This window comes from Niabella aquatica, assembly GCF_054779315.1.
Window position 1 is genome coordinate 93,292 of record NZ_BAAGYM010000028.1, and the last position, 17,998, is coordinate 111,289.

The 17,998-nt window shown below is 39.0% G+C and carries 11 protein-coding genes; 1 reads left to right on the forward strand and 10 read right to left on the reverse strand.

The features are described from left to right. Window positions 1-86: 86 nt before the first annotated feature. From ACYVBM_RS18180 to ACYVBM_RS18225, 10 genes are all read right to left on the reverse strand, one after another. Window positions 87-1,367 (reverse strand): S1 family peptidase, encoded by a 1,281-nt coding sequence (locus ACYVBM_RS18180; RefSeq protein ID WP_460687123.1) that lies wholly within the window; start codon window positions 1,365-1,367, stop codon window positions 87-89. Window positions 1,368-1,414: 47 nt separating this feature from the next. Next, on the reverse strand, window positions 1,415-5,035 hold the full coding sequence (locus ACYVBM_RS18185; protein WP_460687124.1) for a hypothetical protein: 3,621 nt from the start codon (window positions 5,033-5,035) through the stop codon (window positions 1,415-1,417). Window positions 5,036-5,293: 258 nt separating this feature from the next. Further along, window positions 5,294-5,788: a lipocalin family protein gene (locus tag ACYVBM_RS18190; protein ID WP_460687125.1), complete on the reverse strand. Its 495-nt coding sequence runs from the start codon at window positions 5,786-5,788 to the stop codon at window positions 5,294-5,296. 385 nt (window positions 5,789-6,173) lie between these two features. Further along, complete coding sequence (locus tag ACYVBM_RS18195) at window positions 6,174-7,715, reverse strand: hypothetical protein (protein WP_460687126.1); 1,542 nt, start codon at window positions 7,713-7,715, stop codon at window positions 6,174-6,176. 249 nt (window positions 7,716-7,964) lie between these two features. Further along, the gene (locus ACYVBM_RS18200) at window positions 7,965-8,711 is read right to left on the reverse strand and encodes a hypothetical protein (protein ID WP_460687127.1); all 747 of its coding nucleotides are present in this window, start codon (window positions 8,709-8,711) and stop codon (window positions 7,965-7,967) included. Window positions 8,712-8,818: 107 nt separating this feature from the next. Then, window positions 8,819-10,282 (reverse strand): hypothetical protein, encoded by a 1,464-nt coding sequence (locus tag ACYVBM_RS18205; RefSeq protein ID WP_460687128.1) that lies wholly within the window; start codon window positions 10,280-10,282, stop codon window positions 8,819-8,821. A gap of 12 nt (window positions 10,283-10,294) precedes the next feature. Next, window positions 10,295-10,735, reverse strand: a complete 441-nt coding sequence (locus ACYVBM_RS18210; RefSeq protein ID WP_460687129.1) for a hypothetical protein — start codon at window positions 10,733-10,735, stop codon at window positions 10,295-10,297. A gap of 22 nt (window positions 10,736-10,757) precedes the next feature. Continuing rightward, the gene (locus ACYVBM_RS18215) at window positions 10,758-11,504 is read right to left on the reverse strand and encodes a hypothetical protein (RefSeq protein ID WP_460687130.1); all 747 of its coding nucleotides are present in this window, start codon (window positions 11,502-11,504) and stop codon (window positions 10,758-10,760) included. A 705-nt stretch (window positions 11,505-12,209) separates the two neighbouring features. Next, window positions 12,210-12,947, reverse strand: coding sequence for a response regulator transcription factor (locus tag ACYVBM_RS18220; protein ID WP_460687131.1), 738 nt, complete (start codon window positions 12,945-12,947; stop codon window positions 12,210-12,212). Between the two features lie 2 nt (window positions 12,948-12,949). After that, window positions 12,950-14,680 (reverse strand): sensor histidine kinase, encoded by a 1,731-nt coding sequence (locus tag ACYVBM_RS18225; RefSeq protein WP_460687132.1) that lies wholly within the window; start codon window positions 14,678-14,680, stop codon window positions 12,950-12,952. 292 nt (window positions 14,681-14,972) lie between these two features. Between ACYVBM_RS18225 and ACYVBM_RS18230 the strand changes: the two genes are divergently transcribed. Then, on the forward strand, window positions 14,973-17,975 hold the full coding sequence (locus tag ACYVBM_RS18230) for a histidine kinase (protein ID WP_460687133.1): 3,003 nt from the start codon (window positions 14,973-14,975) through the stop codon (window positions 17,973-17,975). Window positions 17,976-17,998: the final 23 nt, after the last annotated feature.

Below are 17,998 nucleotides of genomic sequence, written 5' to 3' on the forward strand. Positions count from 1 at the left end.
CCAATAGTTTTCTGTTATACATAACCGCCAGGAGGTATAATATAAATGCGAAGCGAAGACGCCCACATAGCTGGGATAATATCGAACTATGGAAACAATTTTTGTAACGTAGGTTTTATTCTATTCAATCGTCCATATGATAACATAGGGTTATCGTATGCTCCGGCAATGTTAGAGCCACAAGGAGGCAATCGTCTTTCGGAAAAAAGAGGGCCTGTCAAAGTTCCTACTAACGAGAATACTCCTGTATTTCTGTCTTTAGAAAATATTCCACTTCCACTGCTGCCGTGGTCTAATTGCTCTCCAATCGTTGAAATAACGTATTGGTTTGGATAATATGGCTGATATGGCAGGCATTGATTAACAAAAGAAGCCTTCTTTTCTAAGCCAAAAGGGTGAGAAATGGAAACAATCCTATCATCGTTAAACGTAAGGCTATTGAGTGAGATACTTGCAGGTATTATGTTTGTTGGCGGAGCAGTTGCAAGTTGTAACAAGGCAAAGTCAGTTTCTTTATGAACTAAATAAACATAAACAGCTATATTGTTATCTTTAATTTTACTAAAATCTACCTGTCCGCTACAATAATCTGTTTGATAATTAAATAACGCATATACGTTTGCCATATAACCTTTGTCATCAAAACAGTGATTTGCCGTAACAATATAATAATTATTGTCCTTTGAACTGCGAACCAATGTTCCTGAACAAAACGTGCCGAATGTGCCGTCTGATAACGGAATTGCAAGCGCGACTGACGATGTACCTAACTTAGCAAGTTCTGTTCTTTCTTCTGATGATATTCCGGTATTGGCCATATCAATTAAACAAGCAAAGTTATGAAAGCATACTGCCCTCGGCTCTTGTAGCCGCTGATAATAGTTATTAATACCGCTAATATTAAGTTGAACAGGCCTATTCATAATAGGCTGATTATAGTCCCCATTTGAGTTATAGCCATACGGGCAATAAGGTTGGACTGTTACAAGATCACCTTGGGGAAAACCTATTCCGCCGGTACTACTTTGTAATGTTGTGAAAGTCTGACTACTTCTAACACTGCCGTTACTGTTTGTTGCTGTTAATACTGCACTATAATTTTTACCGGGGTTTAACCCTGTTGCAGTGTAGCTTGTGCCTGAAATTATAATAGGAATGCCTTCATCAATCGAAAGTGAAAGTGCAGAGTAGTTGCTTGCATCAAATAAAAAATTAGCAGAAGTTGTTGTTACACTTACAACAATAAACGAACTAATATTTGGCTCTACATTTTCTTGAGCCATATTCTTGCGGCAACCAATTGCCATAAGAATTGTCAGGAAGGAGAATATTTCTATTGACGACAAAATGATAAATACTCGCTTCATTTTATTTTATGCTTTTATTATTCAAAGAAAATGAGGGAGAAGAATGTTTAATCACTAATTTTTAACGGTACTAACTGACTGAAGAAATCGCTGTACTTATTATGGCCTATTCCTAAAAATGCGCTCCACCCCCATCCCCAAAGGCTGCCATCCGATTTGATGCTTAAACTATGTTGATAACATCCTACAACTTGTTTCCAGTCGCTTGCTGTACCAATCCTTACAGGAATATTTCTATGTGTGGCCGTACCGTCACCCAACTGTCCATAAGCATTAAACCCCCATCCCCAAAGGCTGCCATCTGATTTGATACCTAAACTATACTGATTACCTCCTACAACTTGTTTCCAATCGCTTGCTGTGCCTACTCTCACAGGAACGTTTCTATTTGTATTCGTGCCGTCACCCAATTCTCCATAGCTATTATACCCCCAGGCCCAAAGACTTCCATCTGACTTAATGCCTAAGTTGTGACTAAGGCCTGCTGCGACTTGCTTCCAGTCGGTTACTGTACTAATTCGCACAGGAATATTGCTGCTTTTGGTACCAGGATCAGAGCCATCGTGGAGCGTTCCAGTTAAATTAAATCCCCAAGCCCAAAGGCTGCCATCTGACCTTATGCCTAAACTATGATAATAACCTGCTACAACTTGTTTCCAGTCGCTTGCTGTACCTACTCTCACAGGAACATTTCTATTTGTATTCGTGCCGTCACCCAATTCTCCATAACTATTATCCCCCCAAGCCCAAAGGCTGCCATCCGACTTGATACCAAGACTATGATAATAACCTGCTACTACCTGTTTCCAATCGTTTGCTGTACCGATTCTCATAGGAACATTTCTGCTTGTATTGGTGCCGTCACCCAATTCTCCAAAATTATTAGTCCCCCAAGCCCAAAGACTGCCATCTGACCTTATGCCTAAACTATACTGAGGACCTGTTACAACTTGTTTCCAGTCGCTTGCTGTACCTACTCTGACTGGAAAAGGATCAATTCCGCCAGCAGCACTGTTACCGATAAAATAGCTCTCCCCCCATCCCCATAAGCTGCCATCCGATTTGATGCCTAAACTATGATGATCGCTTCCTTCAACCATTTCCCATTTTATACCACTACTACCCCCACTCACCGTCACATTTATCACTTTCGACTGACCGGTTCCAAAATCTCTTACCGAGATAGTGGTTTGCCCGGCGGTCAGGCCTTTGATGGTTAATATACTCCCTGATTGTGTAACAGAAGCAATTGCGGTATTGGCAATTATAAATGTATAAGGCCCCATACCGTTTGTTATGGTAGCCTGTTTGCTTTCGCCCGCGTTCAGCGCAATACTTTCCGGTGTAATTACCATTTCGGCCATGGCAGCAACCGTAACAGAAACAGTTACCTGCTGCCCGCTTTTATCGTCCTTAATAATAAAGCTGGTGTTGCCAGCCGATATCCCTGTAATCTTTATGGTAGTGGCATTCAGTTGCCACACATTGGTGATATTTGCATTACCTGGAATTAAAGTATAATCACCGCTGCCCTGTATAATGGATATCGTTTCAGACTGCCCCACATTTACTCCAACAGCATCTTTAGAAACGCTTAAAGGCACAATAGTAAATGGAGTAACTGTAACAGCAATGGTTTTGGTTTGCACCAGCAAAGAATCGTGAACAGATATGGTGGCACTGCCTTCATTTTTACCCGTTATGGTAATGCTGTTGCCAGAAACAGAGGCCGTGGCTATATTGGTATTACTGCTTTTTACCCCATACTTCCCGCTACCGGAGGTTATGGTGATAAATTCGCTTTTACCGCTAAGTACAGATATTGAAGTTTTGGACAGCGCCAGGTCTTTTTTTTCTGTTGTAAAAATACGCTCACTTCCATACCCTGTACCGTTGGCATTAGTAGCATAAGCCCTTACGTAGTACTTTGTATCAGGAGTTAACCCGGTTATATTACTGGTAAACGAACCGGGTCCTGTTCCATCTGAGGTTTTACTGTTGGCTATGGTAGGATTTGGAGAAGTGCTCCAGCAAACGCCACGGGCGGTAGCCGTAGGAACGCCAACCTCTGCCAGGATGGTACCCCCACTAACAGCGCTTGTAGCATCAATATCGCTTATAGCTTTTGTAACCAGTTTCGGTACAGGTGCCCCAAGGGTTGTAAAATTTACTTCCTCTCCATACGCTGTTCCATTAGCATTGGTAGCATAAGCTCTTACATAGTACTTTGTATTGGGTGTTAAGCCGTTGATACTACTTTCAAAAAGGCCGGTGCCGGTTCCATCAATGGTTTTACCGTTGGCTATGGTAGGGTTTGGGGAAATATTCCAGCAAACGCCGCGGGCGGTTACAGGGCTGCCCCCGTCGTAAGATACGGTTCCTCCACTTGTTGCAGTATTACTAGTTATACCATTGACGGAAGTAGTTGAAACTTCAGAAGTTAAATTCGTTGGAAGAATAAAATAAGTGTTGAAAATATTATCTGCATACTCAATCGTCAGTCCTCCTCCTAACGAAGTTGAAACATTCAAATACTTTGCATTTAAGTCACGATCGGCATACGAGAAGGTATTTATTGAACCATCTAAATTATGAGTAAATTTTTTTTCTATGTCAGGTATATTAGGATCATAATAATAAAATGTCTTTAAATCCTTATCATATTTATAAACAACTACAGCGTGTTTATTCGTCCTATTCTCATCAGCAATGGCCAGAAAGACAGGCTGCTTCAAAGTATTCAAGGCATTGTAAATATTCTTGGCCGAGTTTATACTGTTGATCGATGTATAATCAAAAAAGTCTTTCTTAATTAAGGAACTCCAAAAGGCATCTAAATATGTATTCAGATGCTTTGAAGTCTTGTTGACACCTTTATATATGGCATCATAGTTATTATTAATTAATGCTGGAGAGTATATATTGGGATCCCTTCCTCTATAAGAATATTTATAAAGTCCCATTCCCGTGGCATCTTTCTTATAAAGAAAGTACAAAATTGATAAAGCAGAAAAACCTACGCAATTGCCAATTGTATTGCTGCCAGTAGATGATGCCTTATTATAGGGAGAAGGGAAGTTATTAATAATTGAGAAGCCATCAATCGCTGGCGAAAATCTGGTATTGATGGAGCTCAACAGATTACCGTCTAATTTAGTATCAAAAAGAGCCCAATCTGAAAAATGAGTAGTATAAAATTTTATTTTATGACTATTTGTTTCTATTTTTAAAACATCGGCTGGGATCCATTTTTTCAGAGCATCAGAATAATATGCAATGCCTAATGCGTCTAAATTTGAAATACTGTTAGAATTATATGGTATGGTAACTATTGCACATGAATCTAATCCCTCTCTGCCTTCCATGTCTATTTTTAAAATATCTCCAACAGGAGGATAACTATTCCCTCCAATAAAATCTAAATTTGCACTTACTGGAATATTTTTAGTAATAGTAAAGTTTACATTTTGATCTACAGCGTTCTTAGGTATTTCAATTATTACCCCGGTTGCTTTATCGTCAATTATACCGCCATCGCTGGTAATAGTATATTTTGTTTCTTTTGCAGGTGGTTCTGTGGGTGGGGTTGAAGCAGGTGTATCTTTATCTTTCTTGCAGCTAAAAACAAAAAAAATACATGAAATCAAAAGCAATGTCAGTCTATTCATTTTTATTGTTTTTGAATTTTAGTTTTTCTTAATGATTTTGAGACTATTTTCAAACAGATGGCACTCATTTAAAAATGCACCACTGCGTTTACTAAAATTTTTTATAAAATCATCAATCTTCTACAAGCGTACCTGATGATCTCCATACTCCCACACCGGTTATATCCGAAAATTCAATCTCAATTTTTCCATCGGTAACATCAACAACTACATTCTTGCCGGGTTGTGCGTCATATCAGGAAGCATTTACTGTGTACATTATTTCTTCTTATAAGTAGCTTTATAAACCCTGGCTCCGGACCCGGTTGAACCATTCGGAGTATCGGCCTCTCTGTACCTCTCTCTGTACTCATAAACAAGAATTTTATCTAACTGCAAAATGGTTACATTCCCTTCTCCCATTTCCGCATTGTTATATTTCATATACAGGTTATTGCCGGTAAGCGTATACTGGCCCGGTTCCGGAGCCCCTGTCTCAAATTTATATATGAACGTACCGTCACTTTTAAATTGAATAGTTTTGGCCGGATTGGGTTCCTCTGTTTTATAATTCAATTGTTCAGTACTGCCATTAGGTTGAAAATACGCTATCGACCCATTAAAGTACCAGGTGCCTATAATACCGCTGCTGCTCATTTCCTCCTTCTTGTCTTTTTTGCTGCAGGAAGAAATTATTGAAACAGACAACAGTAATAAAGCAAACATAGCGGTGGTGCGGTTTGCCTCAAAAAGCATTGTGTGAATTTTTCTCATAAATCTTTTTTTTCGTTAATAAGGATATACTATCGGCATATTAGGAAACGGGGAAATATTTCATATTTAAAGATCTTCCGCCTGCTCTTACCGGCTTTTTGATTCCCCGTCTTACTATAAATTTTTATGAGTTATCAGTACCAGCTCTTTTAAAAACAAAAATTCACGAACGGCAGCTTTAGCTGATTGTTAATTATACCTCTTATAAGCACCTGTTTCATTTTGCTGGTGGCAATTTAAAGCAACACGTTCATTCAATCAGCAGCAGCATTTATAAAGCTGAAAAAAATGCATATGAAACCGAAAATGCCTTTTCAAAAGTCCCGGTAGCAGATATAAGCATTAGGCATAGATCCCTGCGACAACAGAACTCAGGCAAGGCTTCTTATTGTTGCACCACCCTGATCACTTTAGAATAATGCTTTGTACCATCTTTATCTACCTGCATAATCCGCACAAATAATTTACCGTTTCCGTCTACATCAACATCATTATATGCACGGCTGCACTGTGTAAAAAATAAAACTGATAAAAACAATACTGGTATATACCATAATATGCTCCTGCTCTTTTTGCTCCTCATTAAAATTGAAAACAACATCCCGAAAACGACTATAACAACTGCAATGACCGGATTTCCTAATTGCAAACCGTAAATATCTTTTTCTATGGAATAATATAAAGCAGTATCTGAATTACCATCAACTGCTTTGGTTGCTACCGTTTCACCAGGGTAAAAATGCACCCCATCTTTAGAAGCTTCTACAATAAAATGATCATTATTGCTTTCTTCCATAGTTTGCCAGTTAACACGTAGCTTACCGTTCTGTATTTTTGCTTCAATTTTACCAAACCTGACAGGTAAAACTGAGCTTAACAAATCACCTGTCTGCATGGTACCAATTCCATTGGTTGCCTCCCAAAAGTTATAATAAGCAGGCAAACCATCATCTCCCGGGGTACCAAATTTTTGTGAATGATAATCTAAAAAAGACCAATCGGCCTCTGTTAAGGGTGAGGGGGTAATTACAACAAATAATGTTCTGAAATTCTTTTGGGATGAGGAGCTGGAAGGGATGCGTGGCCCTCCTAATACCTGCTCCAGTTTTGCATTATCGTAAGTGGTTCGTGTTGCTGCGGTAAATGTAATATTAGAGCCGGCAACACCTGCCTGTGTTATACCACTAAATACATCAAAGTTGGGAACGTTTGTAATGGGAACCATACCCATTAAATAAAGCTCCAGCTGATTATAGGGGACACTGTTACCACCATTCGCAAACCCTCCAAAGCTGGAAACGCTATATTTATTGGGGTTTCCGTCAATATTTGTTTGCAAAGTATTTTGCTGAAAACCTCCTAACTGGCCTTTGGTAGAACCGCCTGTAAATCCCCAATGTGCGTAATAGGGAATTTCCTGGCTTCCGTCCCACCACTTTGAAGGGATACCATAATTAGCCCATGTATGACAAATTTCATGCAGGGTAGGGCCATTCAGAATATTGGTATTCCTGGTTAAAACAATAGCGCTTTTAAGCCTCCCCGACGATCCGTAAGCAACGGTATTGTCAAAAGCGCCAAGCCCAATGCCCTGCACTGAGTTTGACACAAGCGACGTTTGTCCATAAAACCCAAATTGTGCTCTCAGGTCATCGTTACTGGCATTAAATAAATAAATGACAAAATCAAAATCATCATTAAATTTTGTATAGATATCTTTTGAAAAATTTTTTAGGCTATCCCATAAAACCGTAGCATTATTCGCAATAAGATAATCGTAATTTTCGGTTGTCATCTCCAGCGATGCCACATAATTATTGGGACTGATTGTAATTTTATGATTTTGAGAATAGCCTGAAAACAGCACTCCAAAAATCAACAATACCAGGATCGTACTTTTTCTAAGAAAATCGTGTTGGTTCCTCATATCTAATTATTTTTTCACCTACTCTTTTTAATATCTGGTTTTCGGCTGCCCGTTTGCATTGCACAAAAAACCTGTGAGCCAGTATTCTGTTCTGCGAAGCCGCCCTTCAAAAGAAAAGATGTTTTTAACCTTAGTTTTTATTATTGATGGATACTTTTAGTTTAAATAATGTATAAGTTTTATGTCAAACTTTGTCTATTTCCCCAATTACCCTTAATTGCAACTATTTCTACCTACCCCCTTATAAGCTCACTTACTGGCCCAAAAATCTGAAATTTTATAAGTGAAGAAATCAATGTGGGGATATAGCACTCTTCCCAATATTCTGTATTTTTCGAAATTGGCTTTGTCTCTTTTACCTGCATAATATCTTACCAAGCCCTGATAAACGGCTGCGTAGGAGGCACCTTGATACTCTTTTATATTTGCATCGGAAAGGCGGATATAATATCCCATAGCTTCATCCAGATGGCTTGTATTTTCTGCCAATAGCCCCGCATAATAAATCGCCGCTGTATCCATTTGTTTATTCAATATTTTTTTTGAAATAAGAAAATCGGAATAATATACAGTATGCTTAAACTCTTCATATGCCAAATCATACTTTTTATTATTAATATCAGCGATACCCGCATTATAATAAGACGCATATATATTGTACGGTGTATTTTTATACGCTTGATTCTCCTCCAACAATTTTGTTTCAGGATCCACTTCCCTGTATTTTTCAAATGCTGCAGCAGCTTCGGCCATGTTATTAACTTTATCTTCTACTTTAGAACTATCTGCCGCTAGCCTTGCAAATAAGGCCGCTTTTATTAGATACCCTTCCGGCTTTGTAAAAAAAATGGAGTTGGTTACGCTTTTATCAAAAAAAAAATTTGCCTCATCTGCTTTACCCAATATAAGCGCATTTTTTATATCATCGTATTTTTGGGCAAAAAGAGTGACAGCTGGCAATACAATTACCAATACTAAAAAGATTCTTTTTTTCATTTATTTGTTTTAGTCGTCAGGATTATTACAACTCTGCTTTTTGATCATCAGTTTTTTTAATATTCATCGTTATTAAATAGAAAAATTTTCAATACTTGCAGATGAAACTATCTTGGTAGAGAGCCCGAAACAGATTTAATTATTATATTTTTCGCCAATATTTTTTTATTATCATTTTTAGCTTTATATCCATATACTTGAACGTCTGAGCCATTAACCAGTTGAACATTAATTGCCAAACGTTGAGTTCTACTTACAGGGTCTTGAACAAGCGTTTGCTCATTAATAAGAATATCGTAGTTGCTTGAAAAGAAACCCATTCCTATACTCATGATAAATTTACCAGGAGCAACTTTACTTATTTTTCCCGTATAGGGAATCAAACTCCTAGTATCAAAATCATTTGTACTTACGGAACTGGAGTTACTGTTTGTTCTCTGTTGCGCTAAACTTTGTTGTTGTATTTGTTGATCACGAAGTTGTTGCTGTTGGTAATCATTGGCACTTTTCTGTTTTAAAGATTCGTTGATCTGATTTATTCGCTTTACCTCAGGATCATCATTTTCATTCCAATAAAAATTATCCGCACACGGGCTAACACTATATCCCATAATCAAGCCCAAACATTTTGCCCGATTATTTACTTTTATAAATGTTCTCGACATATCAAGTTCATTAGGCAAAACTGCACGATTCCCTGATATAGGATTATTTTGAGTAGCATAAACTAATTTAACTTTTCCACCCTCACTTTTGAAAACACAATTTAAATAGTAATCACCTCTTACAACTTTACCATTATAACAATGAGCTATTAAAATTTCTCTTATATTGTTATTATTCAAAAACGTTATTATTTGTTGCAGTTTAAACTGCTCCTGCCTTTGTTGCTCCAATTGTTGTTGCCTCAACTGCTCCTGCCTTTGCTGCGTCAATTGCTGTTGCCTTAACTGTTCCTGCTTTTGTTGCTCCAATTGTTGTTGCCTCAATTGCTCCTGTCTTTGCTGTGCCAATTGCTGTTGCCTCAACTGCTCCTGCCTTTGCTGCTGCCTTAACTGTTCCTGCTTTTGTTGCTCCAATTGCTGTTGCCTCAACTGTTCCTGCCTTTGTTGCTCTTGTTGTTGAGCCCTACTATCAATCGCCGGCTGCGCACTCTGTTGATTTTGTACATTAGCCTGACTCTGAAGACCTTCCAAATCAATATGGGGAACACATGGTGATGTTTGAACACCCATCAACGTACCAATGCTTATTGCAAAACGCCCATTTGGTATATACAAATCATTTGCATTAATTCTGCCCGCTACAGATTGTCCATTCATTGTTCCCGCTATTCTCAGCGCATATAAATTGTTACCGCAACTTTCGGTAGAATAACTATTGATACTCAATTTAGTTTTGGAAGCATTAGCTCCATAGCATGACTGCCAGTAATAAACATCCTTTATTTGGTTTCTGGTCAGGTAAGAGATTACTGTATTAATTTGCTCTGCCCTAAAACAACCCTGTTGGCCATAACTTGTACTAAACGATACTATAATAATAAAAAATATAATTGCCGTTGTTTTCATATTACATCTGGTCTATTCACTTTCGGGAGTTACAGTCATAGTATTTACAACGCTTTTAGGCACCTTTGCATTCTTCAATTTAATCAAGGCAGAAGGTGAAATATCAAATTGGTGAGGTGTAGACCTGATCTTAATATTAATGAGATCATCGGATACTCTTGCTGTTGCCAGTTTTACTATTTCATCGTTAGTAATAAAATCTTTCCTAGGCGGAGACACAATAAACATAGATTTAATAATCTTTTCGCTTAGCTTCTGACTCTTTAATGCAATCAATCCATCGGTTGTTAAATCAAAATCACACTTCCCTGTTGCCATAGTAGATATAATATTTTTATCAGAGAACTTCGCATTTCTCATTGATAAAACATCATCATTGGTTATGGGCTTTTGTGCCATCAAAACCTGTACAAGAAAACAAACTGTTAGTGAAAGTAAAATATGCTTTACCATTGCCTGTCGTTTTATTTATAAATTATTTAAACAATTTTTCTTTTTCCTTTTTAACCCTTTCCTGCTCGTCAATATTACCTTTTATCTTTTCGACTTCTTTGAGTTTTTCCGGAGTAATTTTTTCCAAAAAATCGTCTATTTCCGATTCGTTATTAAAGGCAATGTATATACCATCAAATTGCTCAATAACTTCAGATTTATTGCTAACCATATTGGCAACGGCAGTAACAGCAGCAAATCCAGTTGGATTATCGGGTATCCATCGATCAGTAACAACACCATTCTTATCTGTAAAACGATAATGTTTTATACCCCCAGAATTAAACATAAGCATGTAGTTCTTTACGCCATTATTTGTTACAACAAAAAACCGGTATTTACACAAAACCTTGGACGTAATAACCTTTCCATTTAAAGTAAAATACACTTCTGTTTTATAAGAGAATGGAAGGTCCTTTTCCATTTCTCCCACATCTTGGGCTTCCGCAATCTTTTTCCACTCGATGTATTTATCCTTTGCTTTTTTAAATCCTTCATAAAATTCAGTCAACTCCTTTACACTATTGGTAATTCCGGCCGGGTAAGCCTCGGTATTGCGACTGTAAGCATTGATATATATTCGCTTTGACTTTACAAAATAACTCATCTCAAACTCGTTATTTGCATCCATATAAGACCGATAATGATCAAAGACCAACTGTCCCTTTACAACATTTAAAGCAAGAACAGCTATCGTGATAAAAATCGACTTTTGTATTATTTTTCTCATTTCCCAAGTAATTTTTCGCCTACTCTTTTTAATATCCAGTTTTCGGCTACCCCGTTTGTTTTGAAATACTATCAGCAGCTAATAAAAATCATAAACAGCTACTTTCATACTGTTCAAGCCAAACTTCTAAAAACTTATTATTGAAAACAATAAAACAGGATAAACAATCCATTTTCAGGATAAAAAATAAAGCAGCCTGGTTTATGCCGTAACGTTCATTCGTAAGTAGTCAATAGTGAGTAGTGAATGGTGAGTGGTGAGTGAAAGCAAAAGGCTGAAATTTCAAATACGAAATGCTAAATAGGGCCTGCTGGTTAAACCGAATGCTCACAGAGCATTCCGCAAAACATTAGATACAGCCACGAATGCACGAATATTTTGTAAAAATGCATGTGCTAATTCGAAGTGAATACTTTTTTCGCTTTGACTACGAATCGCAGGATTTTTGCTGCAAGGATTTTGCACTTATATTGAAAATGTGCATGCAGAATAATAACGCAGGCTATAATAGCGAATTACACGAAACCTTGTGCCAACGGCACATTTGTGCATTCGTGGCAGTCAAACAGCAAGCCCTAAATATGGAATCCCAAACCTCAAATACGAAATCCCAAATTTGAAATCTGAAATCCGAAATTCCGACCTCGGACCTCCGACTTCCGGACTTTCCGACTTCCTGACTTCCTGACTACTCACTTCTCTCCCCTATTTCCTAAACGCCGGGCCTACAGGTACGTTCTCATTTCCTACTGTTATATAGCGCCCCTCCCGCTTTGCAGAAATATAGCATGTGTTAATGATAAAAGACTGGTGTACCTGCTCAAAACAGGCCGGCAAAATCTCCTGTATCTTTTCAATAGTACTGCCAATAACAAAAAAAGTATCCGGCTCCTTAAACTTGAATAAAAGGGTATTGCGCCTCACGTGATTAAAAGACTGTATAATAGTAATATCGCTTAACCGGATCTCTTTACTTACAAAATCATACGCTGAAAAAGATGTTCTTACCAAATGTTCATAGGCCATGTTTTCAAAGTACCTGCCCTTTAAAAAAACCGTTTTGATTTTTGGAGCATCTGCTTCGGGTAATGCCATTTTAATAGCCGCCAGCAATTGCTTTTCTATAACAGGTTTGGTAATAAAAGTGGCCGGCCTGTACAAGCGGGCTTGTTTTAAAGTGATGTCGTCCGAATAACCGCTAAGGAATATAAACGGGATGCTGTAATGATCCTGTACATAATGCGCAATGCGGATGCCGGCGTCTTTATCCTCAAACAAACGGATATCCAGCAAAATCAAATCCGGCAGCTCTTTCCTGATCCATTCCATGCTTTCTTTATAAGTATCTTTAACGGTGCAGCTGCCAAGCCTGTTATTTTCCAGGAGCTCTTTGATGCGATCAGCAATAATAAACTCGTCTTCTATAATCAGTATCTTTTTCATTATTACAGTTTTATCATGCAGCAGGCGCCGTCTTTGTTGTAAAAATTTATTTTAGCTCTTAACTGGTGGGCAAGTCCTTCTAACAACACCCGGCCAAACCCGGCTGTTTTTCGTTTCAGGAAATCATTGGGATATCCGTTACCGTTATCCCGGTATAAAACTGAAATCTGATCACCCTGTTTTGTCACTGTATAAAAAACCGCTTTCCCTTCAGTATGCCGGAAGGCATATTTAAGAGAATTTGTAAATAGCTCATTAAATATTAAAGCAAGTGTAGTAGATTTTTTCTGGGGTATAATTACGTGCGCATCAATATGCACCATTACAGAATCCCCCAGCTCTTTTTGCGTTAAAAGAGATCCGGCTATATGTTCCAGCACCGGCTGAAAGTTTATATTTTCGAGATCGCTTCCTTTGTATAATTGCCGGTGCACGGTAGAAATAGCAATAATGCTGTTATCAATATCAGCCAGCTTTTCAGGATTTATATTATTCTTATATTTATTCAGCAGGCTGCTTACCAGGCTTAAGCTGTTATGTACCCGGTGATGCTGCTCTTTTTGCAGGTTTTCCAGGTATCTCTTTTGCCTCCGTATTTTATTATTCTGAAAAAGCAGGATGATCGTAAACAGGATTGCCAGTAACAATATGGGCAGGATATATTTGAAAAGCCGGGTAAAGAAAAACGTTTCTTTTTGTATCTCCTCAATCTTCGTAAAGCGCCTATTAAGGCTGTCGATAATACTGTTCTTCAGGTATGTTGTTTTATCATTGGCATTTACAATAGTGTTTAAAGAATCCAATGCATGCGCCATCCTGGTGTCCATTTGCTTTTGATCAGCTTCCCTTTGAAGTACAGCTTCGGGCTTTTTTAATATGGTATAATCAGGAGTATATTTCACTGTAGTTACGAAGTCCTTATTGCTATTAACTATCTTTACCTGAATAGATGATGGTGAAGTGTAGCCATATTCCGTTTTAAAAATTATTTTATAATATCCAAAAGGCAGGCCGCTTATTTTTTCACCTCCCGGCAGCCAGGTAACGCCATTATCAAAGCTCCAGCGGCCAATGCCGCCAGGTTCGGTTGTTATTTTCAAAGATGCTTCGGGGAAGAAATCGTTATATCTGTCAAAAGCAATAAATGGGCTTGCCGGGTCTACAAAATACTCTGGCCAAACAGGGTCATCATTACAGACGCAACTATTGATCTTATCTTCGACAGACGGTAAAAAACGTCTTTTGTGAATAGGGTTTACGGGAGGTGACATACGGATCCCGAATCCAAAAAGAGCACCATAATTTTCCCGATATACTCTTCCAATTAATTGACCTGCGTAGATATACTGGCCAGTTTGAACAATTGGCCTAAGGCCTATATAGTTAGTAGTCAAGCTTTCTCCATTGATCCAAATTGCATCATTCGCCTGATTGTCTTCAAATAAATTAACAGAAGTATATATATTCACTGTTCCGTTGTGAGCAGCAAAAATCGGTTCGCCATCCTGTGTTTTATAAAGCGTTACGACTACTTTTTTCTTTGTGTTGTTACATGCTCTTATACTACTGGTATCACCAAAAGCGCCTCCCGGAACTTTTGACATAAACCTCGGAGAGTTTTTAATAAAAGGAGAAAACAACGACAGCCTCCTGCCATCATTCAACTCATAGCATTGTTGGGAATAGGTTGCAGCAGGTATGATCAGTAGTATAACAAGCAGTCGTATTAACATATAGGTTCACAAAATATGCAGGTATCTATCAGGAAAATATTTTTCAGGATATAAGTGCCCCTTTCCAGGATAAGCTTATTAAAAAACCCGGCTTACCGGCTCCCGCTTACTTACAGCAATTTAATACATACAGTGATGCTGACCTCAGCATCATTCATGAAACTGAAAAAAACACGCATGAAACCGAAATATTCATATTTAACAGGAGAACATTTTGTCGTTACGCCATGTGCTATATTTTATCATCCCTTTGTACTTTTGGCCTATGAGGCTGGTGTTAACGATATTGCTTATGGGGTTTATACTTTGTACCGCTGCGCAAAAGCGTACACCGGCAGCTGTGGCAAATACCTATACGCTTACCGAAGCATACGGCTTCCCGGGTTACAATTATGTAAACATTTTTGAACATCATGCTTCGGGTAAAATATATGCCAAAGATTTTTTTGGCAACCTGCATATTACCGGCAATAATTTTATAAAGCACATACCCGGCCTTGGTAATATTACCAACGGAACTGTTTTAAAAATAAAACCAGGAAACGAAGTGTGGATATTTGAGACGCCGGAAAAAATATCCATCCTGAGAAATGACACCTTGTGGAAAGTGATTGAAACCAAAAACAGGCAACTGCAGGGAATGTATGAAGACATTTACAGCGGCAGGCTTTTTGCCCTGGAAATTACAGGCGCCAAACTGGTATGGTATGAATTTAAAAATTACGAATGGAAGATTACGGATACCTTCCTGCTACCTCCTCATATAAACCCGGAAAATGCAGGCATTGATATTTTCCACAACGGGGAGCGCACTATTTCCTTTCCCCTGCAGGATGGCAGCCGTCAATTTTATACGCCGGATACGGCTCATCACCGGCTACAATATATTACCACGATTTCGCTTATTGATTACGCTTATTGTTTCCCACATTTGTACAACAGCAGGCTGCAGGAAAACCTGGCGCTGAAGCAGTCCTTTGCCGGTTTTATGGCTGCCCGAACCGGCAAGCAGTTACCCCTTACTGCTGAACAGTTCAACAGCCATTTTGCCCTCACATGCATCCACGATCAATATGTATTTAAATATAAAAAGGGCCTGTATGAATATTTTACGGCTGACAGCAACCGTATAAAATCCCCCACTATCGTGTTTGAAGCAAAAGATAAAATAAACAGTACAAGAATAAACCCCGCCTATCCTTATCTTACCATATTAACAGGCAATAAACCGTTCAGGGCATTTCCTTATATCAAAAAATATCCCCGCATTTATAACAACGACAATGCCAGTAATATATTTGCGCTGGCACAGGATGACGCCGGGCGGATATGGGCGGGCAATTACCAGCACCAATTAAGTATTATTGATCCCACCAATAATAAGCAACCGGTAATACCATTAAAGCAGCAACCCTATCAGTTCATGAACGCTTCGATAAACTATAATGGTAACCTGTACCTGGTGGGAGAATCTTATAACGGCGGAATACTGCAGTATGATATGCAGGGCAATATGCGCAGGCTGCAACAGCCTGCCGCCACAACCGGATACTATTTATACCTTGCCCCCAAAAACGGGAAAGTGTATTTTCCCTCGGCCGCATCGGGCTATCCTGTTTTTTATTGCGATGCAAAAGAGCTGGAGCAGCCCTTTACCCGGTGGAGCCGGTTAGACAGTACTTCGGGCATCGCACCTTTTGGAATGGCAAGCATTACCGAAGATACACTGGGCAGGATATGGATGGGGCATCCTAAAAAAGGATTCGCGGTATATGATCCTGCCTCCAAAAAAGGCGCTACTTATCGTACCGAAAATAAGGAAAGCCCTATTGGCTTTATCAGCAGCCTTACCGATAAAAAAGGAACGGTATGGATGGGCAGCGATGACCATGGCCTTTGGTATTATAATAATTATGAACAGCCTGCCACACCCCAAAATATCCATCAGGTGAATCACCCGCTGTTGAATACCGTAAAGCGCATTACCGCAATGGCCGTTTATAAAAACTGGCTACTGCTGGGCTGCTATAACAGGATATGCCTGTTGAACCTGGACAGCTTTTATCAGAAGAAAAAAATAATACTCCGTTATCTTAACCCACAGGAAGCTAACTTTACCAGCTTTACCGAGCAGAACACTATGCTGGTATCTAAAACAGATAGTACGTTTTGGTTCAGCACCAGCGATATGCTGTACCAATGGGACATAAAAACCTGGCTGCAATTGCCTCAATACAAGGTGCAGATGGCTGCTTACCTGCAACGGGACAGCAGCCATACAGCAATGAGTAATCAAAAAACATTGCGGCTGCAGGCCGGCTTTAACAGCTTTGATATCGTTTTTGAATACCTGAGCCCCGATGGTTTGCCACGCTTTACCCGTACAGCATTAGTACAAAAAGGAGACCATCCTGTATTTAGTGAACCGGGCATGCAAACCCGGTGCTCTTATCAGAATTTAGGCAGCGGCACTTATACTTTTTATGTAGAGGTTTTTGAGCAGGACGGCAGCACGGGCACTTACCGGTACGCTTTTACCATTAACAAATACATTTGGCAGCAATGGTGGTTCTGGATCCTGGCCTCTGTGCTGTTTTTAACTCCCTTTATCCTGTGGCTCAATACGCGCCGTAAAAAAGCTTTACAGGAAAAAGAAATCAGCCAGCTAAATGTGGTAACTTTAAGCAGCCAGTTTCGTCCCCATTTTATTTTAAATACGCTGAATGCCATCGGCGCCGATTTAAAAGATAAGCCTGGTGCTGAAAGCATCATCAGCAGGCTGGGCGAAAGTATCAACCTTATTTTTAATTATGCGCAGCAAAGAAATGTGAACCATAGCCTGAAAGACGAATGGACACTGATCAAAAATGTTATACAAATACACCGGATTATTTATCTGCCTGAACTGGAAGTAACCTGTGCCGGTGAAGAACTGCTGGAAACCTATAAAGAAACAAAGCTGCCATTGGGCCTTTTAGAGATACATGTAGAAAATGCCCTGCTGCATGGACTCCGGAACAGGAAATTGCCGCCTTATAACCTTACTATAGCCATCAGTACCGATAACAACACCCTGTACTTTACCATTGCAGATAACGGTATCGGGCGGAAACAGTCTATGGCTATCAGCAGTTATAAAAAACATGGCACCGGAACGAGGAACATGAATAATATTATTGCGATTTTAAACAGGTTCAATAAAAATAAAATTGAGGTATTCTATATGCCGGACAACAGCAATACAGGCACTATTGTTAAAATTAAAATACCTCTGCATTATCACTACCGGTATTAATGCACTGGCAGCAGCACATCAAA